17 protein-coding genes, 1 pseudogene and 1 riboswitch are annotated in these 26,075 nt (G+C 31.0%); of the genes and pseudogenes, 1 reads left to right on the top strand and 17 read right to left on the bottom strand.

Annotated elements, in window-relative coordinates; genetic code table 11:
• Nucleotides 1-58: 58 nt before the first annotated feature.
• The 17 genes and pseudogenes from B5S50_RS07935 to B5S50_RS08015 all read right to left on the bottom strand — a co-directional run bounded on the left by B5S50_RS07935 (nt 59) and on the right by B5S50_RS08015 (nt 23,316).
• Nucleotides 59-2,062: a triple tyrosine motif-containing protein gene (locus B5S50_RS07935; protein ID WP_217303525.1), complete on the bottom strand. Its 2,004-nt coding sequence runs from the start codon at nt 2,060-2,062 to the stop codon at nt 59-61.
• A 398-nt stretch (nt 2,063-2,460) separates the two neighbouring features.
• Nucleotides 2,461-2,913, bottom strand: coding sequence for a YaiI/YqxD family protein (locus B5S50_RS07940; RefSeq protein ID WP_217303526.1), 453 nt, complete (start codon nt 2,911-2,913; stop codon nt 2,461-2,463).
• Between the two features lie 39 nt (nt 2,914-2,952).
• A complete protein-coding gene (locus tag B5S50_RS07945; protein WP_013240314.1) occupies nt 2,953-3,153 on the bottom strand; it encodes a hypothetical protein in 201 nt (66 codons plus the stop codon).
• 273 nt (nt 3,154-3,426) lie between these two features.
• Nucleotides 3,427-4,779 carry a glucose-6-phosphate isomerase gene (locus tag B5S50_RS07950; RefSeq protein ID WP_217303527.1) on the bottom strand — a complete coding sequence of 451 codons (1,353 nt, stop codon included), beginning with the start codon at nt 4,777-4,779 and terminating at the stop codon, nt 3,427-3,429.
• Between the two features lie 581 nt (nt 4,780-5,360).
• On the bottom strand, nt 5,361-6,512 hold the full coding sequence (locus B5S50_RS07955) for a methyl-accepting chemotaxis protein (protein ID WP_065079699.1): 1,152 nt from the start codon (nt 6,510-6,512) through the stop codon (nt 5,361-5,363).
• 291 nt (nt 6,513-6,803) lie between these two features.
• Nucleotides 6,804-8,336 carry a glutamine-hydrolyzing GMP synthase gene (guaA, locus tag B5S50_RS07960; RefSeq protein WP_217303528.1) on the bottom strand — a complete coding sequence of 511 codons (1,533 nt, stop codon included), beginning with the start codon at nt 8,334-8,336 and terminating at the stop codon, nt 6,804-6,806.
• Nucleotides 8,337-8,426: 90 nt separating this feature from the next.
• Nucleotides 8,427-9,881, bottom strand: a complete 1,455-nt coding sequence (guaB, locus tag B5S50_RS07965) for an IMP dehydrogenase (protein ID WP_217303529.1) — start codon at nt 9,879-9,881, stop codon at nt 8,427-8,429.
• A 109-nt stretch (nt 9,882-9,990) separates the two neighbouring features.
• A riboswitch (purine riboswitch) is annotated at nt 9,991-10,088 on the bottom strand.
• Between the two features lie 331 nt (nt 10,089-10,419).
• Entirely contained in the window at nt 10,420-12,054 is a 1,635-nt protein-coding gene (gene groL / locus B5S50_RS07970) for a chaperonin GroEL (RefSeq protein WP_217303530.1), read from the bottom strand.
• Nucleotides 12,055-12,116: 62 nt separating this feature from the next.
• A complete protein-coding gene (gene groES / locus B5S50_RS07975; protein ID WP_217303531.1) occupies nt 12,117-12,401 on the bottom strand; it encodes a co-chaperone GroES in 285 nt (94 codons plus the stop codon).
• Nucleotides 12,402-12,735: 334 nt separating this feature from the next.
• Nucleotides 12,736-13,452 (bottom strand): TVP38/TMEM64 family protein, encoded by a 717-nt coding sequence (locus B5S50_RS07980; protein WP_217303532.1) that lies wholly within the window; start codon nt 13,450-13,452, stop codon nt 12,736-12,738.
• Nucleotides 13,453-13,578: 126 nt separating this feature from the next.
• Nucleotides 13,579-13,878: pseudogene (locus B5S50_RS07985) on the bottom strand ([Fe-Fe] hydrogenase large subunit C-terminal domain-containing protein); the annotation flags it as partial.
• Between the two features lie 127 nt (nt 13,879-14,005).
• Entirely contained in the window at nt 14,006-15,685 is a 1,680-nt protein-coding gene (locus B5S50_RS07990; RefSeq protein ID WP_217303533.1) for a [FeFe] hydrogenase, group A, read from the bottom strand.
• 4 nt (nt 15,686-15,689) lie between these two features.
• Nucleotides 15,690-17,564, bottom strand: coding sequence for an NADH-quinone oxidoreductase subunit NuoF (gene nuoF / locus B5S50_RS07995; protein WP_217303534.1), 1,875 nt, complete (start codon nt 17,562-17,564; stop codon nt 15,690-15,692).
• 1 nt (nt 17,565) lies between these two features.
• On the bottom strand, nt 17,566-18,042 hold the full coding sequence (locus B5S50_RS08000; RefSeq protein WP_217303535.1) for an NAD(P)H-dependent oxidoreductase subunit E: 477 nt from the start codon (nt 18,040-18,042) through the stop codon (nt 17,566-17,568).
• A 920-nt stretch (nt 18,043-18,962) separates the two neighbouring features.
• On the bottom strand, nt 18,963-19,874 hold the full coding sequence (locus tag B5S50_RS08005; protein ID WP_217303536.1) for a DNA-3-methyladenine glycosylase: 912 nt from the start codon (nt 19,872-19,874) through the stop codon (nt 18,963-18,965).
• 143 nt (nt 19,875-20,017) lie between these two features.
• Nucleotides 20,018-22,291, bottom strand: coding sequence for a bifunctional dihydroorotate dehydrogenase B NAD binding subunit/NADPH-dependent glutamate synthase (locus tag B5S50_RS08010; RefSeq protein ID WP_065079705.1), 2,274 nt, complete (start codon nt 22,289-22,291; stop codon nt 20,018-20,020).
• A 392-nt stretch (nt 22,292-22,683) separates the two neighbouring features.
• Entirely contained in the window at nt 22,684-23,316 is a 633-nt protein-coding gene (locus B5S50_RS08015; protein WP_217303537.1) for a redox-sensing transcriptional repressor Rex, read from the bottom strand.
• A gap of 423 nt (nt 23,317-23,739) precedes the next feature.
• Here B5S50_RS08015 and B5S50_RS08020 point away from each other — a divergent pair, with 423 nt between their 5' ends.
• Nucleotides 23,740-25,653: an ABC-F family ATP-binding cassette domain-containing protein gene (locus B5S50_RS08020; RefSeq protein WP_217303538.1), complete on the top strand. Its 1,914-nt coding sequence runs from the start codon at nt 23,740-23,742 to the stop codon at nt 25,651-25,653.
• Nucleotides 25,654-26,075 lie beyond the last annotated feature (422 nt).

The following is a 26,075-nucleotide window of genomic DNA, read 5'->3' on the forward strand; positions in this document are numbered from 1 at the left end:
CTTAAAAACATAATCTACTCATTTTCATCGTATTAATATATGATAACTTTATACCCACTCAATTAACTTTAAAGGAAAATATGGTATAATCTTCATAAAACACTTTATTGTACTGACTTTTACTAAGTACAAGCACTTTGTATTCGTCTTTTTCAAAGGGAATAAATGTATAGTAATTTTTTTTACTATAGTTTTGAACTAAATTCCAATCCCCTTTTTCCATTATATAAAATTCATATAGTACATCTTTACCCCCTTCACTATGAGCTGTAAATATAACTGGTTTATTGCATATAAAATCTGCACTGTCACAGGTTATTCTCGTATTTGTTACAGGTAGTGCTTCATTTACTTTAATTGTAACTTCCTTTTTGCAATCAAATTCTCTGGTTCCTTTAACATTTTTTGCAAATATATCTACCTTATATCTACCACTGTATTTTGGTATAAACACATAGGTCTTTTCACTCACAAAATCCGTCTCTTCCACCTGATGATTATTTATATTAAGCACATATTTCATAACCACATTTCTAGTATTTTGAACTATACAATTTATAGAAATTTTATCTCCTACTAAATAATACTCCCGTAATGGATACAACACATAATCAATTGCAGCAGGTATATAGCTTAGGACCGTTATATTTATTATGGAATGACAGTCGTATTCTCTCTTTGAATATTTATCTTTTACTCTAACCTCCAGTTCATAATTCCCTTCCTTTTTAGGAATAAATTTCATGTGGTTATTTTTACAATAATTTATTTTGTATAACTCTGCTGCCTTTTCCCTTATTATAAATGAGTATCTAAGATCCACCCCTCCCGATGCTTCTACCTCTACATTAATATTTTCATTTATTAGCACATGGTCATTTTTATCCATTAAAACTTTTTCAATTTTGACAGGTTCATCGCTTCTCTCATCTATAACATAATTTAAATGTTCCATAGCCTCATAACTTCCCTGAAAGGATTTATCCTTCACCATCAAAGTTATCTTGTAATCTCCTGGAGCCTTACTTTCCCAAACATAACTATTAGAATGAGTATATCCAGAATCGTCACTGGATTTCCCATAAATTATGTACCTGTATAAAAGCTCTCTTCCACCTATAGTTTCAGCCTTTAAAGTTACTTTTGTTCCACATAATTGTGGGTAATTTATATCTGTAATAAAACTTTTTATATAAATTTTACTGTACTTTTTAACTTCAAAATTAAGCATAGCCCTATCGTCAAATTTATTTTGGGAGTACATGTCTTTTACCATACATAAGAGCTTGTACTCACCGCTCTTATGTTCCACATAACTTACCGTCCTCTTGGTAGAATAATTTTGTACACACTGTACCTGGCCATTAGAACTTATTTTAAAAAATTTATAAAGTATAGTTCTATCTATATCATACTGTGCATCTACTTGAAAAGTAAGTTCAGAATCTTCTAAAATTTTACCAGTCAGACACTTAAAATCCGTTATCCTAATTTCTTTTAGGGGAAGCACCTGAAATTCTTCAATTTTAAAGTCATCATATTTATTTTTTGAGTCCACATTTTTACACTCTACTAATATTTGACATTTTCCGTCACTTTTAACTGTCCAGGAAAGTGTATTTTCAGCACAATAGTCTTTTATCATTTCCCATTCATCTTTTATTTTTATCCAGTATCTAAACATAAGAGGCATTTTAGATGTATTAACTGTTATATTTAATTTATCACCTAATTTTAATTTCTTCTTATCCATATGTACAGCAGTTATTAATTTTTCCTCTACTTTTCCTATTACATAGTCCATCCTGGATACATAATCAAAGCTTTTACTTCCATTTAACTTTTTAGCTTGTACCATTAATATATACTTTCCTTCATTCTTTGGAATCCACTCTACACTCTCATTTTTTGTAAAATCCTTTAATACACTCCAGGTTCCATTGCATCCAATCATATACTTATAAACAAGTTTTTCTTTTAAGTCATTATATATATTTATAATAATTTTTGATTTTTGCTCCTGTGGACTTTCTAGATTACAGCTTATAGCAAGTTCATTCATCTACATCATCCCCCATGTAAAATAATATTCCTAGGAACTAATTCCCATAAATTTATTATACTATAGTTCCATATTCTGTAATAGTATTTTTTGTATATTTCTATTATAATTTAACACTAGGTCAATAAATTGGAATATTTCAATCTATCACAATATTGAGACTTAGCTAAAATCAAAAATACTCCCTTTAAAAGTAAACTACTTTAAAAGGAGTATCCTATTCTCGTTTGTAAAAATTATCTACACTAATTAGCCTTAGGCATTTGAAAGAAAATAACAAGTCAAAAATGCGAAGGATATTTTTTATCTGACAAGGAGGCAGGTTCCGCAGATAGTGAATCCTATCTAAGGGTTCTACCGACGCAGTCTGATAAAAAATAGGCTAGCATACTGACTAGTTATTTCTTTGAAAATGCCTTATACCTGGATATTAATTTAAGTAAATTTTTTTCAAGTCTCTCATCATCTTGTTTTGTCCTTTTCTTAGGGCTGAAAGTTTTTCCCCCTGACCTTCTTATTTTTGAAGATATATGTCTTTCAAAAAGAAGTTGATCCATATTATTGTCATCATATATGTACCCTTTAGGATTTATAGCATAAGCTTTTTTACCTAAAGTCATAGCTGCTACCCCATAATCCTGACTTATAACTATATCTCCACTTTCAACTTTATTTATAAGAACCATATCTACACTTTGAAATCCACCATCCACGTACTTAATAGTACTATAATTGCTGCTTAAAACATGATTTATATCGCAGTACATTATAACTTCCACATTGTTTTCTCTAGCAACATTTTCTATTATAGACTTTCCAGGACAGGCATCTGCATCTACTAATATTTTCATCTAATCCACAACGTATAATTTTACGTATTTTCTCCTTTACTATTGATTTCTTTTTTGTCCCATCTTTCCGAAGGTAATCTTTAGCAAAAGCATAAGTCCTCCAAGACACCCACCTGACAATAAAGAAATGCCAATAATTTTAAAAACTGATCCTAAATTTTTATCCTGCAGGTTAATAAAATATAACACAAAAAATATAAGTGTAAATATTACAAATCTTTTTATAAAATACTTTTTCAAATAACTTCCCCCTACACCTATAAAATATATTACAACACTTCCTATTATATATTATATTTACACATTTAACAGATAATTTATAAAAATATTTCTAGAATTTCTCATTTGAAAGCTGCTTTATAGTTTTTCTAACTTAAAAATCAACTTACACTCAGTCATATTTTTACAATAATGAAGCTCTTTTAAATTTTTTGCTTAGCCTTATCAAAATGTTTAACGAGCTTAAGGTTGCAAAAAATATCCGAAGTATAAGTTGATTTTTGCTTAAAAACTCTATATCTGTTTTTCAAGTTCTAATTTCATATTTTCATAACCAGGTTTTCCAAGGAGTGCAAACATATTTTTCTTATATTTTTCAACACCAGGTTGATCAAAAGGGTTTATTCCCATAAGATAGCCGCTTACAGCACATGACTTTTCAAAGAAATACACCATATGTCCAAAATAATACGCTGTCAATTCAGGTACATTTAATACTATACAAGGTACATTTCCATCACTATGGGCTAAAACTGCACCTCTAAAGGCTTGTTGGTTTACAAAGTTCATAGTTTTTCCTGCAATAAAATTTAATCCATCAAGGTTTCCTTCATCTAACTTTATTGTAACCTCTTTTCTTGGCTTCTCAACATTTATAAAGGTTTCAATTAAACTTCTAAATCCGTCTTGTATATATTGTCCCATAGAATGAAGATCTGTTGAAAAATCTACTGCTGCTGGAAATATTCCTCTATTATCTTTTCCTTCACTCTCTCCATACAGTTGTTTCCACCATTCTCCAAAATAATGCAAACATGGTTCAAAATTAGCTAATATTTCTATAGATTTACCCTTTCTCTGTAAAATATTTCTCACTGCTGCATATTTATAGGCATCATTTTTATCTAACTTTGAATTTCCATAGGCAATAACTGCATCTGCAGCACCTTGCATTAATTGATCTATATTAATGCCGGCTACAGCTATTGGAAGCATCCCTACTGCTGTGAGTACAGAAAATCTTCCTCCAACATCATCTGGAATTACAAAGGTTTCATATCCTTCCATATCTGCCACAGATTTTAGTGCACCTTTTTTCTTATCCGTTGTAGCAAATATTCTTTCCTTTGCTCCCTCATGGCCATATTTATTTTCAAGTAATTCTCTAAGCATTCTAAATGCTATGGCAGGTTCTGTTGTGGTACCTGATTTGGATATTACATCAACAGATATATCTTTTCCCTCTATAACTTCCATAAAGTCTGCCATATAAGTTGAACTCATATTATTTCCCAGATAATATATTGCAGGACCACCTCTTTTTTCTCTAGGCAAATTATTATAGAAAGTATGACTTAACATTTCTATAGCTGCTCTAGATCCCAGGTAAGACCCTCCTATTCCTACAACTACAAGGACATCAGAATTGTCTCTAATTTTTTTCGCACATTTTTTTATTCTCTCAAACTCTTCTCTATCATAATTTAGAGGTAAACCAATCCATCCTGTAAATTCACCGCCTATTCCTGTTTTCTTATGCAACATTTCATGAGCCTGATTTATAAAAGGTTCCAAGGCTTCTATCTCATAATTTTTTAAATAATTCTCACATTTACTCAAATCCAAGTTTAAACATCCTTTAAACATATCTTACCTCCATAATTGTGTATCTATAAAATAGTTTATACTAAAAACCTTAAAAAATTAATAAATTTGCCTTTTATTTTTACTTTTTATCTCTTAATATATATTAATTTTTCTAATACACTATTCCTTAACTCAACTTTCGCACATATAAAATTTTGACTTAATATAAAAATATTGCGAAACAATTTTCTTAAAGAACAAAGTTCAAATATCAAATAAGGATAATTTTCTTCCTAACGTCAGAAAATATTAAAATTATAGATTTCCTGAGGTACGATGGAAATCATCTTTATCTGTTCTTTGTTATTTGAACTTTGTTATTTTTAAAAGCTTTGCTTCGCAAAGTTTTTAAACTGCGAAAGTTAAGTATTAATATATTACATATTAAAAGTGTATCACAACCATATACTGTTATGATACACTCTTAAATACATTTTTATCCGATGACTACCTGCTCTAACATTCCCACTTCTCCAAGTGTACGTTGAGAGCAGCTACGTCCCTGGATAACGATTTCTAAGCATCAGCTGAAGTCAAAACTCCATCTGATGCCAAGAACTCTGTTTATAATATAATGTCCTTTACAATTTATGTGCAATTTTATTTAATTCTGCTGACATAGAAGTCAATTCTTGTATACTCGCCGTAATCTCTTCTGTAGCAGAAGCTTGTTCTTGACTTTCTGATAAAGAACCCTGGCTTTTTTCACGAGTTTCATCAACTTTCTGTTTGATGCTATCCGTTAATTTCTTAATTTGTGGAACTGTATCTTTTGATTGTTTAGATAATTTTCTTATTTGCTGTGCAACAACTTCAAAGCCTTTTCCGTTTTCTCCTGCTCTAGCTGACTCTATGGCAGCATTCAAGCCAAGCATATTTGTTTCATCAGCAATATTTTTTATAAACACTGATACTTTGTTAATTTCTTCGGACAAATTTATTACTTCCTTAATACCATTATTAAGATCCATTTCATTTGAGTGTATGTTTGTTGCAGATATTGATAACTGTTCAATTGCAGAAGCAATTCCAGAAATACCACTTTCAAGATTAGCAGACATATCTCTTAGATCACCTGCAACTTTTTTTGGAATCATTATTCCTAATGTGGCCACAATTTCATTTGAATTTTCTTCATCGAACAATGGTAAACATGTAACTAAAGTAGGGATTCCATACTTTGAACTGTCAAATTCTAGTGTAACTTGCTTTTTCTTATCTATAACCTCTTTTGCAATGTCACCTTCTATTAATTTATATCCTACAACTACAGTAGGAATATCAAACTGTTTTGATGCTTGTCTATACATTACTTTATATAAATCAGTCAAATAGATAAAAGCTCCTTCTGGAAACATTTCGGATAAAACAGGTGCAAAATTATTAAAGGATTTTGCTACAGGGTGAAGCCTTGGAAATACAATTGAAAGTGCTCCAACAACTTTCCCATTTTCATCAACTAAGGGTTCTGCAATTGTCTTTAATCTTACCCCATAAAGATATCTGGGAATATTTTCTGTCAATGTTCTATTTTCTTTCATTGCTCTACTTACTACACTGTTTGAATTTAATTTATCACCAACCTTAAACATATCCAAATTAAATTGTTTTGATGCTTTTCTCCATGTAAATGTGTCTCCTTCAATAATTAGATATAACACTCCACCAGGTATCATATCTAATTGCAATTCTAATATAGCTTTTAACTGTTCCAGTATGTTTATGGAAATCATAATAAATCCCTTCCTTCCTACCCCAATTATAAAATATTTGTAAATTTGTGGCCTAATTTAAGTTATAATTGTTTATTCTGTCGTAATTTAAATAATCATATATTTTCAGTATATTATAAAAATTTAATTCTATCAATTACTAATATGCCTTATTAATACTCAATTTGGTTGACTTTTCTAGGTAAATTTTTTCATATATACAAAAATAGAGCGCTGCAGAACTACTTAAAAAGTATTTCTACAGCACTCCATTTTTACTAATATTAAATTTAAATATATCTATCTTTTATTTTATTCCCACTCTATTGTAGAAGGTGGTTTTGAAGTTATGTCGTATACGATTCTGTTTACCCCTTTAACTTCATTAACTATTCTTCTGCTTACTTTATCTAAAACATCATAAGGTATTCTTGCCCAATCGGAAGTCATAGCATCACTAGATACTACAGCCCTCAGTGCAACTGTATAACAATAAGTTCTTTCGTCCCCCATTACTCCAACAGAACGTATATTAGGAAGGCAAGCAAAATACTGCCATATCTTTTCATCTAGTCCTGCAATAGCTATTTCTGTTCTAAATATAGCATCTGCCTCTCTTGTTATTGCAAGCTTTTCTTCAGTAATTTCTCCTAAAACTCTTATAGCAAGACCAGGTCCTGGAAAAGGCTGTCTCCAGACCAATTTATGAGGTATTCCAAGTTTTTCTCCCACAGCTCTAACTTCATCTTTAAACAATTCTCTAAGTGGTTCTATAAGCTTAAAATCCATGTCTTCTGGAAGTCCACCTACGTTATGATGGCTCTTTATAGTTGCAGAGGTTCCAAGACCGCTCTCAACTACATCCGGGTATATAGTGCCCTGAACTAAGAAACTTATATCTCCTAGTTTTTTAGCTTCTTCTTCAAATACCCTTATAAACTCTTCCCCTATTATCTTTCTCTTCTTTTCAGGATCTGATACACCTTCTAATTTTCCTAAAAATCTATCTTTGGCATTTACTCTTATAAGGTTCATGTCAAATTGCTTTTTAAATACATGTTCTACCTGATCACCTTCGTCTTTTCTCAAAAGACCATGATCTACAAATATACAGGTAAGCTGCTTTCCTACAGCTTTATGTACAAGCACTGCTGCTACAGAGGAATCAACTCCACCGGACATAGCACATATTACCTTCTTATTTCCTACTTTCTCTTTTATTAATTTTATCTTTTCATCTGCAAAGGAAGCCATAGACCAATCTCCCTTTAAGTTGCATACTTTAAACAAGAAGTTAGACATCATTTCTTTTCCAAAAGGTGTATGCTCAACTTCAGGATGGAACTGAACTCCATATATTTTTTTATCACTATTCTCTATAGCTGCAACAGGACATCCCTTAGTCTTTGCTATTACTTTAAATCCTTTTGGAGGTTCTGATACAACATCTGTATGACTCATCCATGAGGTTTGGTTTTTATCTATATTAGAAAATAAAGCATTATCTGTATCAAGTTCTATCTTTGTTTTTCCATATTCCCTTACTTTTGCGCTTTTAACTTCTCCACCTAATATATTGCATATAAGTTGATGTCCATAGCATATACCTAATATAGGTACTCCTAATTTAAATATATCTTCACTTATTTTAGGAGCGTTTTCACCATATACACTATTTGGTCCTCCTGTAAATATTATTCCATTAGGTTTTTTTTCCTTTATCTTATCTATAGAACAAGTATAGGGAAGTATTTCGCAGTATACATTATTTTCCCTAACTCTTCTTGCTATGAGTTGATTATATTGTCCGCCGAAATCAACTACAATAACTATTTCCTTTTCCATGAACTTCCTCCTAACCAATTATAGAAAATCATTGTATATTAAATACTACTATACAATTATATTATAAAAATTTTTCTTAGGCCATAATTTTTATTGTCTAACACTGTAATTTGGAGCTTCTTTAGTCATGGATATGTCATGTGGGTGACTTTCTCTAAGTCCTGCTGAAGATTGAACTACAAAAGTAGCCTTTTCATACAAATCCTTTAAAGTAGGTGATCCTAAATATCCCATTCCTGAACGTATTCCTCCTAAAAGCTGGAATACAGTATCTGCTACAGATCCTTTATAAGGAACCCTGCCTTCTACACCTTCTGGAACTAATTTTTTATTTCCTTCCTGAAAATATCTATCTTTACTACCACAAGCCATAGCACTTAGAGATCCCATTCCTCTGTAAACTTTATAACTTCTTCCCTTATATATTTCAGTTTCACCTGGTGCTTCTTCACATCCTGCAAACATTGATCCCATCATAACTACTTTTGCTCCAGCAGCTAGTGCCTTTACTATATCTCCTGAATATTTTATTCCTCCATCTGCAATAGCTGGTATACCATATTTATTAGCTTCCTCTACACAATCCATTACTGCAGTAAGCTGTGGAACTCCTACTCCTGATATTACTCTAGTAGTACATATGGATCCAGGTCCAATACCTACTTTAATTGCGTCTGCACCAGCCTCAATTAAATCTCTAGCAGCTTCTGCTGTTGCAATATTTCCTGCAATAATTTGTATTTCTGGATAGCTTTCTTTTATAGTTTTTACTGCATCTAAAACTCCTTTAGAATGTCCATGAGCTGTATCAACATTTAAAACATCAACTCCAACTTTCACAAGGGCATTTACTCTATCCATCATATCTTTTGTAACTCCTACAGAAGCACCGCATAAAAGCCTTCCCCTCGAATCCTTAGCGCTATTTGGGAATCTCTTTACTTTTTCTATATCTTTTATGGTTATAAGTCCTCTTAAATTATTATCCTTATCCACTAATGGTAACTTTTCTATTTTACTTGTTTTTAATATTTCTTTAGCTTCTTCTATAGTAGTATCTTCTGATGCTGTTATTAGTTTTTCTTTTGTCATAACCTCAGAAATCTTTTTATTATAATTTGTTTCAAATACTATATCTCTATTAGTAATTATACCAACCAATTTTCCATCTACAGTTATAGGTACTCCAGATATCCTATATTTGCTCATAAGGCTAAGAGCATCATTTATACTGTTATCTGGTGAAAGGTAGAATGGATCTGTTATTACTCCATTTTCCTGTCTTTTTACCTTATCCACTTCCATAGCCTGTTCTTCTATAGTCATGTTCTTGTGTATTATACCTATGCCGCCTTCTCTTGCCATGGCAATAGCCATTTTTGAATCAGTGACGGTATCCATTCCTGCACTCATAAGAGGTATGTTTAATTTTATAGTCTTAGTTAGATTAGTAGCTAGAGAAACTTCCCTAGGTAAAACCTCTGATTTGTTTGGTACTAAAAGTACATCATCGAAAGTATACGCTTCTTTTAAAATTTTTGCCAATTAAAATCACTCCTAAATTATAATAATATGTTATTAACTAATTGTTTTTAATATAATTTAATAAAAAAGCCATATTAAATTCACATACATGCGAAATTAGTATGACTTGTACCATAATAATTCCGCTCATAGTCAGAAATTTACGGCTTCCGGTAGATACTCCCTGCCTTATTGAGGGTATATATGAGCTGGATAAAAGATATTCACTTTTTACAAATTTTAATTAATTTCTATCTATTTTAATAACTATTTACACTATTTTATTCAATTTTTTTCTTTTTGTCAATGAAAAATTCCTCATATACTTAAAATAATCCTAAATTATATTATAGATTCCCCTTTAGGTACCCTATATATACATGCATTTAAAAAACTTTCTATTATGCTACTTAATATAAACAGAGTTCTTAGCATCAGATGGAGTTTGACTCCAACTTGGAAAAGTGGGAGTATTAGAGCAGATAGTCATCGGATAAAAATTAAACCCCGCATTTACATAATGCTAGGGTTCAATTTTTCATTTATATTTGCTTTTAGATTAGTACATTCCTTCCATTCCGCCCATTCCTGGTGCTCCTGCTGCTGGACCTGCAGGTGCTTTTTCTGGAATATCTGCAACTGCTGCTTCTGTAGTTAAGAATGTAGCTGATACGGATGCTGCATTTTGAAGTGCTGATCTTGTAACCTTAGTTGGGTCTACAATACCCTTTTCTACCATATTTACATATTCACCTTTCAATGCATCATATCCAACGCCTACTTCACTATTTCTAACTTTTTCAATTATTACTGAACCTTCAACACCAGCATTGTTTGCTATCTGTCTAATTGGTTCTTCTAATGCTTTTCTTATTATGTCTATACCAACTTTTACATCTGGTATATCTGAAGTTAATTTTTCAACTTCTGGAATTGCATTTATATAAGCAGTTCCGCCTCCTGGTACCATACCTTCCTCAACACCTGCTTTTGTAGCTGCTAAAGCATCTTCTATTCTCAATTTTTTCTCTTTTAATTCAGTTTCAGTTGCTGCTCCAACTTTTACTACAGCTACTCCACCTGCAAGTTTTGCAAGTCTTTCTTGAAGTTTTTCTCTATCGAAATCTGAAGTAGTTTCCTCTATTTGAACCTTAATCTGAGATACTCTATCTGCTATAGCTTTTTTATCTCCTCGTCCATTTACTATAGTAGTATTTTCTTTATCTATCTTTACAGATTCAGCTCTTCCTAAATCTTCTAATTTAGCTTCTTTTAAATCTCTTCCTAATTCTTCTGATATTACCTGCCCTCCAGTAAGTATTGCTATATCCTGAAGCATTTCTTTTCTTCTATCACCAAATCCAGGTGCTTTTACTGCTACACAAGTAAATGTTCCTCTTAACTTATTTACAACTAAAGTAGCAAGTGCTTCTCCTTCTACATCTTCAGCTATTATAAGTAACTTCTTTCCTTGTTGAACTATTTTCTCAAGTAGTGGTAATATATCTTGAATATTTGATATCTTCTTGTCTGTTATTAAGATATATGGATCTTCTATTGCAGCTTCCATTTTTTCTGAATCAGTAACCATATATGGACTTAAATAACCTCTGTCAAACTGCATACCTTCAACTACATCTAACTCAGTTCCCATAGTTTTTGATTCTTCAACAGTTATGACACCTTCATTACCTACTCTTTCCATGGCATCAGCTATTAATTTACCTATTTCTTCATCAGAAGCTGATATAGCTGCAATTCTTGCTATATCTTCTTTTCCTTTTACAGTTGTTGAAATTTTCTTTATTTCTTCTACAGCCTTATCTACAGCTATCTTTATGCCTTGTCTTATAAGCATTGGATTTGCTCCAGCTGTAACATTTTTTAATCCTTCTCTTATTATTGCTTGAGCAAGTAAAGTAGCTGTAGTTGTTCCATCGCCAGCTACATCGTTTGTCTTTGTAGCAACTTCTTTTACAAGTTGTGCTCCCATATTTTCATATGGATCTTCTAATTCTATTTCCTTTGCTATTGTAACACCGTCATTTGTAATAAGTGGTGAACCAAATTTCTTATCAAGTACTACATTTCTTCCCTTAGGTCCAAGTGTAACTTTTACTGCATTTGCCAGTTTATTTACGCCTTCTTGCATTGATTTTCTTGCATCTTCACCGAATAAAATACTCTTTGCCATAAAAAACCCTCCTTACAATTAACCGTTATATAAATACTTATTTTTCTCTTTGAATTAATTAACTACTCAATTATAGCTAATATGTCATCCTGTTTTAAAATAGTGTACTCTTGTGCATCTATTTTTACTTCATTTCCAGCATATTTGGAGAATAATACCTTATCTCCTACTTTTACTTCCATTTTAACTTCTTTTCCGTCTACTGTTCCGCCAATTCCTACTGCCACAACTTGTGCTTCTTGTGGTTTCTCTTTAGCACTTCCTGGTAAAACAATACCGCTCTTTGTAGTTTCCTCAGCTTCTAATTTTTTAATTACAACTCTGTCTCCAAGTGGTCTAATTTTCATCTAAACCCCTCCTTAAAAATATTTAAATGTATTTAAAATTAATTTTTAGCTCTTATTGTTAGCACTCATTAATTGTGAGTGCTAATACAATTATTATAATAATGAATAATATCTATATTTTCAAATTTAAATTTACCAGCTATTAGCCTATTTTACAGTAAAAATCTTAATTATTCTTTAATTAGATAGCTATTTCGCTTTATTACTATAAATTTCATATATATCTTAATATATAAACTTTTCATATGTAAAACCATACCTATTATTATCTTCCAATTAGGTTTATATATACAAACTATTTAAAGTTTATTAAAAAAAGCGATAAACAATCCAACTAAAATTCTTTATCGCCTTGAGAAGTTTTATTTTTTGTTATCTTAACTATTATTTTTTCTCCTTTTAGCACGCCTATTATAAATAAAAGTGTCATTGTGATTCCTATTAATATAAGAACTATTTTATTCCCAGTATATATTTTTGAGCCAAAATAAGCTGAAATAATTACTCCAGGCAACCTTCCTAAAGTTGAATAAAGTATAAAATGCTTAAACCTAATGTTTGATATTCCACATATATAAGCCAGAACGTCCTTAGGTATTCCTGGAATTAAATATAGTAAAAATACTATAAAGTTTATGCTACCTAAATTCAACACCTTATGAAAAAATTTTAAATCCTTGCCAGATATTATTTTATTCACAAGCGGCTTTCCATAAATTCTAGATATACTATAGGCTGCTATGCTGCCAAAAGTTATGCCTAAGATTGATATGATACTTCCAATCAATGTTCCATATATATATCCCCCTGCAATTTGGACAATCTCCCCTGGTATAAAAAAGGCAACTACCTGCAAAAATTGAACAAATAAAAATACTACTATCCCATATTTGCCATAGGACATAATCCAATTCTTTATTTTATTTGGATCTCTAAATATATACATGTATTTATTGTAATATTCGTATGCAACTGCAATTAATATAAATAATATAATTGCTAGCACTATATAAGATTTATATTTTTTTAAAGTTCTTTTTAATCTTTTCAATCCATACCACCTAATTTAATGTAATTAATATTCATTATGTTCAATTCATTTTGTTATATACCTTAAATCTTACCACAATTTTTTATATAATTTATTAAATTTCACTTAAACATATGAATATAGGGTTTATCCTTCAAAATCTACATCTTTAACCTTTTCAAGATTTTCATTAGAAAGTACGGATTTCTTATCGGATTGCTTACTAAATTTAATCTATTGTCCTCTAGCTTTCATGGAAGAAATCATAGTAGCCGGTCCTCCAATACACCCACCTTCACACATCATTTCCTCTATAAAATTGTCCTGAAGCCTTCCAATTTTAGTTGAAGTCATAATCTTTTTTATCTCGTCTTTTTCACTTACTTTTACAGGATCAAATTGAAAAGTGAATAAAAACTTGGAATTTATTTAATTAAAACATTGAATAAATCTCTATGTTTTAGATTTTATGTGATTTTATTAAAAATAATATTTTAAACTAAAAAAGGGATTCTCCCTTTTTTAGCCCATGGAGAGTCCCTTTTATTTTTAAACTTGTGAGCTATTATCTATTCTATTTACGGTTTACATGTAATAGTTCGTGAGTTTTACCTTTTAACAATCCTGAATACAGTGATTTCATAAGCGGATTGTCAGCTGTACGTTTTATAGTGCTCATTTTATCTGATTGATATATTCCAGCACTACGTTTTAGCTTTCCTTCAAGTTTTTCAAATGGTTGTCCGCCACCAGAAATACATCCACCTGGACATGCCATAACTTCAACGAAATCATATTTTGATTCACCAGATTGTATTTTTTGTATAAGATCTTCTGCATTTCTAAGTCCACTTACTATTGCTATTTTTATTTCACGATCACCAACAGTAATGCTAGTTTCCTTAGTACCTTCCATACCTCTCACACCATTAAAAGCAATAGAACGTAATACAGCATTTGGTTCATCAGCTAAAACCTTACGTATAACAGCCTCTGTTACTCCACCTGTTACTCCAAATATAACACCAGCTCCACTGCTAAGATCAAATGGCATATCAACTGCTTCAGGTTCTAGTTCAGAAAATACAATTCCTGCTTGTCTTATCATACTAATAAGCTCTTGTGTAGTTATTACGTGATCTACATCAGGTACTCCATTTCTTGAAAACTCTTCACGTTTTGCTTCATATTTTTTAGCTGTGCAAGGCATAATTGCTACAACTACAATTTTTTTATCAGAATCTTTATAGTATTCTTTAAGCACAGATCCGAACATTTCCATAGGTGACTTACATGTAGATACATTTTGCATTAATTCTGGATGAGTTTTTTCTACATAATTTATCCATGCATGACAACAGGATGTAAACAACGGTAGTTTCTCATTTTTCTCAAGTCTTGAAGCAAATTCTGATGATTCCTCCAAAACTGTAAGATCTGCTGCAGTGGAAGTATCAAAAACCTCATCAAATCCCATTCTTTTAAGCGCAGCTACTATTTTGCCCATTTCATTTTTACCGTTTTCTTCTCCCAATTCCTCATTAAGACCAACTCTTACAGCAGGAGCAATTTGAGCTATAACTTTTGTATTCTTGTCACTGAGTGCTTCCCATAGTTTAGCCGTATCATCCTTTACTACAATAGCACCAGTAGGACATACTGCCGCACATTGACCGCAGCCAACACAATTTGAATTTGCTATAGGTTCATCAAATGCAGTAGTTACAGTCATATTAGAACCTCTTTTAACAAAATCAATAGCACCAACATTTTGTACTTCTTCACATACTCTTACACAGTCACCGCATAAGATACATTTACTTCTATTTCTCACAATGCATAATGATGAATTATCAATTTTTTTATTTACAGAAGTATTTTTAAATCTTACCTTCTTTATTTTAAAACGCTTTGCTAAATCTTGTAATTTACAATGCTCACTTTTTTCACAAGTTGTACAATCTCTACAGTGATTTGCAAGTAACAGTTCAAGAATATTTTTTCTGTATTTTCTAAGCCTTGGAGTATTCGTATATATTTCCATACCAGCTTGAGGAGGAGTAGAACATGAAGCTTGCATACGTCCACGTTTATCTTCAACCATGCACATACGACATGCACCATAAACTGAAAGCTCTGAATGATAGCAAAATGTAGGTAAATCAATACCAGCTTTTCTAATTAATTCAAGAATATTTTTTTCACCATTTATCTCTACAGGAATATTATCTATAATCATAAATTGTCTACTCATTCTATTAATCCTCCTTTACAGCTTTAAATACACAAGTATCAACACAGGTACCACATTTTATACATTTATTTTGATCAATTGTAAATGGCTTCTTGATTGTTCCTGAAATTGCTCCAACAGGACAAGCTCTTGAACATTTTGAGCATCCCTTACAAATTGTTTTATCTATATATATTGTTCTAAGCTTAGTACATGTTTTTGATGGACATTTTTTATCAACTATGTGAGTTTCATATTCATCACGGAAATTCTTAATAGTACTAACAACTGGTGATGGAGCAGATTTCCCAAGTCCGCATAATGCTGTTGAAGATATAGTATCTGCTAGTTCTAACAACATATCTATGTCTTCTATTTTACCTTTGCCTTCAACTATGCTCTCAAGAATTTCAAGCATTCTCTTAGTCCCTTCACGGCAAGGAACACATTTTCCACAGGATTCATTTCGTGTAAAGTTCATGAAGAATTTTGCAGTATCAACCATACATGTATCTTCATCCATAACTACAAGTCCGCCAGAACCTATCATGGCTCCTACTTTTTTAAGTGAATCAAAATCCAGTGGTAAATCAAGATCTTTACTTGTAAGACATCCGCCAGATGGTCCTCCTATTTGTACAGCCTTAAATCTTTTACCGTTTCTTATTCCTCCACCAATATCAAATATTACTTCTCTTAGGGTTGTACCCATTGGCACTTCAATTAATCCTGTATTTTCAATATTTCCTGTTAAAGCAAAAGCTTTTGTACCAGGACTGTTTTCAGGTCCAATGTTTCTATACCAGTCTGCTCCTTTAGCAATAATTACAGGTACATTTGCAAATGTTTCAACGTTATTAAGTACTGTTGGCTTACCAAAAAGTCCATGTTCAACAGTTCTTGGAGGTTTTACTCTTGGCATACCTCTTTTTCCTTCAATAGAAGCTGTAAGGGCACTTCCTTCACCACAAACAAAAGCACCTGCTCCTTTATTAATTTTAATATCAAAGTTAAAACCTGTTCCAAGAATATTTTTACCCAAAAGTCCGCATTCTTTTGCTTGTGCAATTGCATTAGAAAGTCTCTCTACAGCAAGAGGATATTCTGCACGGACATAAATATATCCCTCTTGTGCACCACAGGCAACACCTGCAATCATCATTCCTTCAAGTACTCTATGAGGATCTCCTTCCATTACACTTCTATCCATGAATGCACCTGGATCACCCTCGTCACCATTACATACAATATATTTCATATCTGCCTTTTGACGTTTTACTTGAGTCCATTTACGACCAGTAGGAAATCCACCGCCTCCACGTCCTCTTAAATTTGATTCATCTATTTGCTTAATAACTTCATCCGAATCCATGTCAAATAATGCTTTTTCAAATGAGGAATATCCTCCTAAAGCAATACATTCTTTTATTGAAGTTGCATCAATGTGACCGCAGTGCTCAAGGGCAACTCTTGTTTGTTTTTTATAAAAAGGTATTTCCTGCTGCTTTCTATATATTTGTCCATCTTTTTTATATGCAAGTCGTTCAACACATTCATCATTAAGTATAGTTTTATCTAAAATTTCTAAACAGTCATCCGATTTTACCTGTATATACAAGTATCCGAAAGGTTCAACCCTTACAAGAGGTCCCATCTCACAAAATCCATGACATCCGCTTTTCTTGAGGCCAACTGATTTATCATGCGGCTCTTTTTCAAGTTCTACTGTACAATTTATTCCTTTTTCTTTCATCAATCTTAGAAATTCATCATAAATTTTTAATGAACCACCTGCAACACATCCAGTACCACCACATATGAGAATTTTCTTGCTTTGCATTTCAAGACTATTTTTATAAATTTTTCTAGCATTAATCAAATCATTTCTACTACTAAACATGTTATTTTTCCTCCTTAAGTGAGTTTAAAAGTTCCATTGCTTTATCAGGAGTCATAGAACCATGTACCTTGTCATTAATTGTGATAGCAGGGGCTAGTCCGCAAGCGCCAAGACAAGAAACCGTTTCCAAAGAAAACATTAAATCATCAGTTGTAGTTTTAGTCTCTGAAAGCTTTAATTCCTTTCTTAGTATATTCAATATAGGTATAGATCCTCTTACATGGCAAGCAGTACCGTTACATACTTTTATTACGTATTTACCTTTAGGCTCTAAAGAAAAATTTTCATAAAAGGTTGCTATACCATATATCTTCGCTTTGCTAACTCCAAGATTTTTTGAAAGATATGGAAATATCTCCTTAGGTAAATACCTGTATACTCCTTGGATGTCCTGCAATATTGCAATAATATTGCTAGATTTAAATTCATGATTTTTCAATATAGTATCTAACTTACTGTAATCAAATGACGTATTCATTGTACACCCTCCTTATGATAAATATTATTGTTGTGACTTTCGGAAAGGCATAAATATAAATTTTTAATTAAATTCTATCAACATTTCTATGCATTACAAAAAGCTTTATTTGAATACTATAGCAATTCTTCTTAAGCTATTTCTTTAAATACTGCCAGCTTAATCTTTATTATTTTATTTATAATAAAATAAACCATAGCATACATCTCAATAGAGCTTAATGTAGATAAAATTATTTCTTTTATTTTTGAATTTTCAATTTTATAAATTGTTGGCAGGCTTCATTTTTTAGTTGGATTATTAAAATTAATTTATCATTATGAAATTAATTTTTAATGCAGTAGGTAATATACCTTTTAGTAGATCATTATAGTAATCAATGCAACGTTTACTTTCAGAATTTAAAAATGTTGATGTTATTTTAAAATGTTCATTTACAAAGGCAACATTTATTCAATATCCTTCTTAGCCTGAATTACTTCATACTTAATAATTGTGATAAATTCTTAGCCTGAATTACTTCATACTTAATAATTGTGATAAATTCTTAATATGAAGAACTTCTTACTTTTTCATCTAAAAGAATATTGTAACTTTACCTAAAAGATTAACCTTTGTATTTTTCACTATGTAATTAACTATCTTGTGTTATTAAAGAAGCATATTCCTTTAACACCAAATACTCTAATCTTAAGTGAATTTCAAAATTTGTTATCTTATGTTTTCCTTTGTCACATTTTATAATTTGTTTGTTTAATTATAACACTTTTAGATGTAAAATGTAACTACTTTTTATTTTTTATGGGCAATATAATACTTTCCTTATATATTAGTTGTTTACAAGGGCATGGTTTCTTTAACAAATTTGAACAGCTTATTTTATAAAATAGTACAGTTTAAAATTATTACTTTTATTACATTTATTGTAATTTAATACTATTTTCTCTAACATAATAAAATAAATACTGCTGTGCAAATCCTGACAACTTACCAAATTTATCTATTCCAAAATCCCTTATCTTTTTCAAAGACACATCTGGTGCCAGATAAAAATAGTTCATAGCCCTCTTAACCCATACATCTACGGGAAATGCAGAATATTTCTGCATAGAGAAAAGCATAATACAATCTGATACTTTAGGACCTATACCCATAAATTTTTGCAGCTCTTTATGACATACCTCATCCTCTTGATCTTTAATCCAATTAATATCATATTTTTTATCATAATTTTCTTTAGTTTTAGTTCCATTATAATAAATCTTTGATACAGTATCTTTAATATACTTATTTCTAAAACCAGTTCCACAAGAAGCAAGTTCTTCTAAAGTGGCTTCCTTTAATTTATCTACTTTAGGGAAACTATAGTAAACTTTATTTTTATACTCTAAAGGTTCTCCCCATTTTTCACTTATATTTTTTATAGTCCTCTGTATCATTGGAATTCTATTATTAGCAGATATTATAAAAGAAACTACCAATTCAAAGGGATCCTGCTTTAATAATCTGATTCCTTCTCCAAATTCTATAGCTTTCTTTAAAACAGGATCTTTACTGAGTATATTTTTTATTTCATTGTAATCCCTATACAAATCAAAATAACCTGCCCAAATTTTCTTAAAATCCTGCTGTGATGCGTTATATAAAATCACATCCTCTCCCCTTTTTTCTACCTCTATTACTTTTCCAAAACTTACGCCTATATAGTTGCCATTTTCTTCTCTATGCCATCTAAAACACTGCCCACATTCAAATATATGGGCTAATTCAAAATTTCGAACATTTTTTATTATAATCCCATTTTCAAAATCCTCTACATAATTAAAATCCATATTATACTTCCTTTTCTCCGTAAAATTTTTACCAAAATGGTATACTTATTTCTGATAGTATACCATTTTATTAAGATAATTTTCAATCAATATTAAAAAAGCTGTACCAGAAATGTGATACAGCTCCTTTATTCAATATATAATTATTTTTTCAGATATTCATCTATAGCCTTAGCAGCTTTTTTACCTGCACCCATTGCAAGTATTACAGTAGCAGCACCTGTTACTGCATCTCCACCTGCATATATTCCTTCTCTTGTAGTGAGTCCAGTCTCTTCTTCTGCTATTAAGCATTTACGCTTATTCATTTCAAGTCCTTTTGTTGTAGTTGATATAAGTGGATTTGGTGAAGTACCAAGGGCCATAATTACAGTATCTACATCTAAATCAAATTCTGATCCCTTTATTGCAACTGGTTTTCTTCTTCCAGATGCATCTGGTTCTCCAAGTTCCATCTTAATACAGCGTATTCCATTAACCCAACCTTTTTCATCTCCTAATATTTCTACAGGATTAGTTAAAAGATTGAACTTTATTCCTTCCTCTTTTGCATGGTGTACTTCCTCTGCTCTTGCTGGAAGTTCTGCTTCGGATCTTCTGTATACTATGTATACTTCTGCTCCAAGTCTTAGAGCTGTCCTTGCAGAGTCCATAGCTACGTTTCCGCCTCCTACTACAGCTACTTTCTTACCAGCTTTTATAGGAGTTGCATAATCATCCCTATATGCTTTCATTAAATTACTTCTTGTTAAGAATTCATTTGCAGAGAATACTCCATTTAAGTTTTCTCCAGGTATTCCCATAAACCTTGGTAGTCCTGCTCCTGAACCTATAAATACAGCATCAAATTTTTCTTTTTCTACTAGTTCATCTATAGTAACAGTTCTTCCTATTATTACATCTGTCTCTATTTTTACTCCTAATTTCTTTACATTTTCAACTTCATGTTTTACTACAGTATCCTTTGGAAGTCTGAACTCTGGAATACCATATACAAGTACTCCTCCTGCTTCATGAAGTGCTTCAAATATAGTAACGTCATATCCAAGCTTTGCTAAATCTCCTGCACAAGTAAGTCCTGAAGGACCACTTCCTATAACAGCTACTTTTTTGCCGTTTTTAGGTAAAGTCTTAGATAAATCGATATTATTCTTTCTTGACCAATCTGCTACAAATCTTTCCAGCTTACCTATAGCAACAGCATCACCTTTTTTGCCAAGTACACATTTTCCTTCACACTGAGTTTCCTGAGGACATACTCTTCCACATACAGCAGGAAGTGCACTTGATTCTGCTATTATTTTAGCAGCTTCTTCAAAGTTTCTATTTTTTACCTGTTCAACAAACTTAGGTATAGTTATTGTAACAGGGCACTGAGTAACACACATAGGCTTTTTACAATTCAAGCATCTTGAAGCTTCTTTTACAGCTTCTTCTTCAGTGTATCCCAAGCAAACTTCATCAAAATTAGTAGCTCTAACTTTAGGATCCTGTTCCTTTATAGGTACTCTTTTCATTCTTTCAAGTTTTTCTTCTGCTCTACACTTTTTACCTTCTCTACTTCCAGTGTCCCCTTCTTCTTCTTGCAGAAGTTTCTTTCCTTCTTCAGTCTTGTACATAGCTTGTCTTCTCATAGCTTCATCAAAATTTACAAGATGACCATCAAATTCAGGACCATCTACACAGGCAAATTTTAATTCTCCACCTACAGTAACCCTACAAGCTCCGCACATTCCAGTTCCATCTACCATTATAGTATTTAAACTTACTATTGTTTTAATTCCATATGGTTTCGTAACTTGAGTTATAAACTTCATCATTATCATAGGTCCTATGGCAATTACACAATCATATTCTTTATCTTTCTTGTCAATAAGTTCTTTCAAAAGATTCGTAACAAAGCCCTTATATCCATAACTCCCATCATCCGTTGCTATATATAAATTTCCACAAATTGGTTTCAATTCATCTTCAAATAATAAAAGATCTTTTGATTTACATCCAACTATAACATCTGCAGCAACTCCATGTTCATGAAGCCATTTTACCTGTGGATAAACTGGTGCAGTACCTACACCCCCTGCTACAAACATTATATTTTTCTTCTTAAGTTCTTTAAGATCCATCTCTACAAGTTCTGAGCAATGTCCAAGTGGTCCAACAAAATCTTCAAAATACTCTCCCACTTCATATTTAGCCATTTTTTTAGTTGAAGCTCCTAATGTCTGAAATACAATAGTAACAGTTCCTTTTTCTGCATCATAATCACAGATAGTAAGAGGTATTCTTTCCCCTTTATCATCCATTTTAACTATGATAAATTGTCCTGGTAAACAGGACTTGGCAACTCTTGGTGCCTCAATATCCATTAAGAATATGTTTGGTGATAACTCTTTTTTGTTAACAATCTTGTACATACTTTTGTGCCATTTTTTCTAGTACATAAATCATAAGATCTATGGCTATTTCCCTTTTCATAGTGTTCGATTTTGCTAGTTAGCTACTTTCGTTTGGTCTTTCACTCCAAGGGCGTAAATTCGGATGAAATTCACCCTACAGCATCAGTAAATACCCCCCAATAAGATACATCTGACTAAACGGCTTTTTGCCCCTTTCTCAACTCATATTTGACCTAATATAAACCTATATAATTATATCATATAATTATGAAAATTGCACAAGAAAACAATTACAATATGCTAAAAATATAAACTATATTCATAATATTACTCATTTTTTCTAAATATTTATGATTTAAATTTATTTTCTAACAAATGAATTTTTTAACTTAAAGAATTCATTTAAGTTTTTAATCTATGTCATTTAAAAGACATGTCAATGTTAATAAACTATCACTTAAATGAACATTTTCAATCTTTATGTCTTCTGGAGTAACCAAATCTACAGGAGCAAAATTCCAAATACCTTTAACTTTGTTTTTGACTAAAATATCACAAACCTTTTGGGCATTATTGTTAGGTACACATATAACTCCTATATCTATACTACTTTCTTTTAAGTAATCATCTAAATAATCTATATCCCTTATCTCGATATCCCTAATTCTAATACCTATAAGTTTAGGATTTATATCAAAAATAGCTTCTAACCGAAAACCTATTTTTTCAAATCTAGTATAGTTAGCTATAGCCTGACCTATATTACCTGCACCTATTATAACAGTCTTATAAGTTTTCGTAAGACCAAGTATATTGCATATTTGCCCGTATAATTCACCTACGTTATACCCATATCCCTGCTGTCCAAAGTCTCCAAAACAGTTTAAGTCCTGCCTTATTTGTGAAGCTGTGAATCCTATTTTTTCACTTAATTCCTTAGAGGATATTCTATCTACGTCATTTTTCATTAAATCCATTAAATACCTATGGTATTTTGGCAATCTCTTTATAACAGCCATTGATATATTCTTTTTTTTATCCATACTACACCTTCTTCTATATTCTTTGATTTCTCTTAAATACTTTTTTGATTTTTAGAATACCATTATTGTATCTAAATAAATTACTTTGATATATATTTAATTATCCTATTCATACAGACATAAATCAATACATTTATATGTAAATTATATTAATTATTTACATGTTTTATACAATATAGTACTCACTTTTTTAGTTACCTTTTAACATTCGTAAATAATGAGCAGTAACAACTATTGTTAATTTGCCTACATTTCCAATCCTTACAAATGTACTTGAAAATTAATTAATTATAATTTCTTTTAAAAATAAATTTAAAACATCAATTAGCCCATATTATAATTTTCTAATTATAATTATAACATAGGACTACAAAAAAGTTACTATACATAGTAAAATGTTAATGATTAAGGAAGGTGTTACTAATGGTTGTTTTAAGTTGCAATAATATTCATAAAAGTTATGGAATCGAAATTATACTTGAAAATATAACTTTCAACATAAATGATGGAGAAAAAGTAGGATTAATTGGTCCAAATGGAGCTGGCAAATCCACCTTATTTAATATTTTAACAGGTAAAATAAATTATGACAGTGGAAATTTATTTATAGATAAGGCTAAAACAGTTGGATATCTAACTCAACATCTGTCATTGGATTCTTCAAATACTATATATGACGAGATGCTTACTGTGTTTCAGGATCTAATTAATTTGGAAAATAAATTAAATAAATTAGAAGCCTTGATGAACGAACCTTACGATGCCAAAAATGAAGAGTATAGAAATAAATTGATAGATAAATATACCACCTGTTCAGAGCTTTATACAAACAGGGGTGGCTATACCTACAAAGCTGAAATAAACAGAGTTTTAAGTGGATTAGGTTTTCAAGAAAATGAATTTCTCGATCCTATAACTGTGCTAAGCGGTGGGAAAAAAACAAGGGTGGCACTTTGTAAACTGCTTTTATCTAAACCTGATATCATTCTTTTAGATGAACCTACTAACCACCTGGATCTAAACGCTATAGAATGGCTAGAAGAATATTTAAAATCCTATAAAGGTACTATCATAGTAATATCTCATGATAGATACTTTTTAGATGCTATAACCCAGTCAACTATGGAACTCATAAACGGTCATATAAATTTTTATAACGGAAATTATACTACTTCTTTGGAGTTAAAACAAAAAAATTATGAAGTCCAGCTAAAAGCCTATAACATGCAGCAAATAGAAATAAAAAAGCAAGAGGAAATTATTGAAAAATATAGATCTTTTAACAGGGAAAAAAGCATAAAGGCAGCAGAAAGCAGACAAAAGATGTTAGACAAAATTGATAGACTAGCTGCTCCTGACAAAGATGAAAAAATTAAAGGCATAACATTTAAAACTCAGATAAACAGTGGAAATGATGTACTTCACGTAGAGAACTTAAGTAAAAGTTTTGATGAAAAACTATTGTTTAAAAACTTAAATTTTGATATAAAAAAAGGAGAAAAAACAGCTCTAATTGGTGAAAATGGTAGAGGCAAAACTACATTTTTCAAAATAATTCTAGGTAAATTAAAACAGGATGATGGTCTTTGCAAATTAGGCAAAAATGTGTTGGTCGGCTACTACGACCAAGAACAATCTGACTTAAATATTGAAAAAACAATTATAGATGAAGTATGGGACAGTTTTCCAAAACTCACCACTACAGAAATAAGAAATGCTCTAGCCAGCTTTTTATTTACAGGAGATGACGTATTTAAAAAAATATCTTCTTTAAGCGGTGGAGAAAAATGTAGGATAAATTTATTAAAGCTTATATTGTCTAAATCTAACTTTTTACTTTTAGATGAACCTACAAACCATCTTGACATAACATCCCGTGAAGCTTTAGAAGAAGCTTTATTAAACTACGATGGCACCGTGCTTGTAATTTCTCATGATAGGTACTTTTTAAATAAATCTGTCAATAAAATATATGAATTAAATGAGAATGGTGCAAAAGAATACTTAGGTAATTACACCTATTATGTGGAAAAGAAAAAGAATCCCTTGAGATTTGAAATGGAAGAGGAACAAAGTTCAAAGACTAAAACTCAAATACAACATGAGAAAAAAAAGAAAAGAGACCTTGAAAAGTCTAAACGTGAAAAGAAATCTAAAGTTAAAAACATTGAAGAAGAAATTTCAAATTTGGAAGACCACGTACTTGAGCTTCAAAAAAAACTGTGCCTAGAGGAAGTTTATTCTAATCCTGAAAAAAGCAGTGCTGTAAATAAGGAACTTTCAGATACACAAAATGAAATAGAAACTTTATACGCTGATTGGGAGAAAATGCTATAGATTTATAGAGTTTCAAAATAAAAATAAACTTATGCTCCGAATATTTTTACAACCACAAGCACGATTAAATATTTTGATAAGTCTAAGCAGAAAATTCACAAAAACCTAAGGACTTTTGAAAACTCGTACCTCAGACAATTCAAAAGTCCTAAGCTTTTTCATAAATTTTCAACTAAGACTTATATACAAAATATTTAAATGTACTTGTTTATTGTAAAATATTTCTACGCATAAGTTTATTTTTAAATTAGAAACAGCTATAAATTATATCAACTAAAAGATCTTATTTCACTAAATGAAAATATATTCATAATTGAACCATAATTAGTTTCAGTATATCATGAAACTTGAAGAAATTAAATTGTTCATATATACACATTAAAGGTAGTTTTTAAATTGAACTTATATTCAAAGAGTTAGAA

The organism is Clostridium sp. 001 (assembly GCF_019056555.1).
Taxonomy (GTDB): Bacteria; Bacillota; Clostridia; order Clostridiales; family Clostridiaceae; genus Clostridium_B; species Clostridium_B ragsdalei.

Coding starts and splice junctions, on each gene's coding strand:
- B5S50_RS08015 (WP_217303537.1), bottom strand. CDS start 23,316: ATGGATAAAAAAAAGAATATATCAATGGCTGTTATAAAGAGATTGCCA.
- guaA (WP_217303528.1), bottom strand. CDS start 8,336: ATGGAAAAGGAAATAGTTATTGTAGTTGATTTCGGCGGACAATATAAT.
- nuoF (WP_217303534.1), bottom strand. CDS start 17,564: ATGTTTAGTAGTAGAAATGATTTGATTAATGCTAGAAAAATTTATAAA.
- B5S50_RS08000 (WP_217303535.1), bottom strand. CDS start 18,042: ATGAATACGTCATTTGATTACAGTAAGTTAGATACTATATTGAAAAAT.
- groL (WP_217303530.1), bottom strand. CDS start 12,054: ATGGCAAAGAGTATTTTATTCGGTGAAGATGCAAGAAAATCAATGCAA.
- groES (WP_217303531.1), bottom strand. CDS start 12,401: ATGAAAATTAGACCACTTGGAGACAGAGTTGTAATTAAAAAATTAGAA.
- B5S50_RS07940 (WP_217303526.1), bottom strand. CDS start 2,913: ATGAAAATATTAGTAGATGCAGATGCCTGTCCTGGAAAGTCTATAATA.
- B5S50_RS08010 (WP_065079705.1), bottom strand. CDS start 22,291: ATGTACAAGATTGTTAACAAAAAAGAGTTATCACCAAACATATTCTTA.
- B5S50_RS07955 (WP_065079699.1), bottom strand. CDS start 6,512: ATGATTTCCATAAACATACTGGAACAGTTAAAAGCTATATTAGAATTG.
- B5S50_RS07950 (WP_217303527.1), bottom strand. CDS start 4,779: ATGTTTAAAGGATGTTTAAACTTGGATTTGAGTAAATGTGAGAATTAT.
- B5S50_RS07990 (WP_217303533.1), bottom strand. CDS start 15,685: ATGAGTAGACAATTTATGATTATAGATAATATTCCTGTAGAGATAAAT.
- B5S50_RS07935 (WP_217303525.1), bottom strand. CDS start 2,062: ATGAATGAACTTGCTATAAGCTGTAATCTAGAAAGTCCACAGGAGCAA.
- B5S50_RS08020 (WP_217303538.1), top strand. CDS start 23,740: ATGGTTGTTTTAAGTTGCAATAATATTCATAAAAGTTATGGAATCGAA.
- B5S50_RS08005 (WP_217303536.1), bottom strand. CDS start 19,874: ATGGATTTTAATTATGTAGAGGATTTTGAAAATGGGATTATAATAAAA.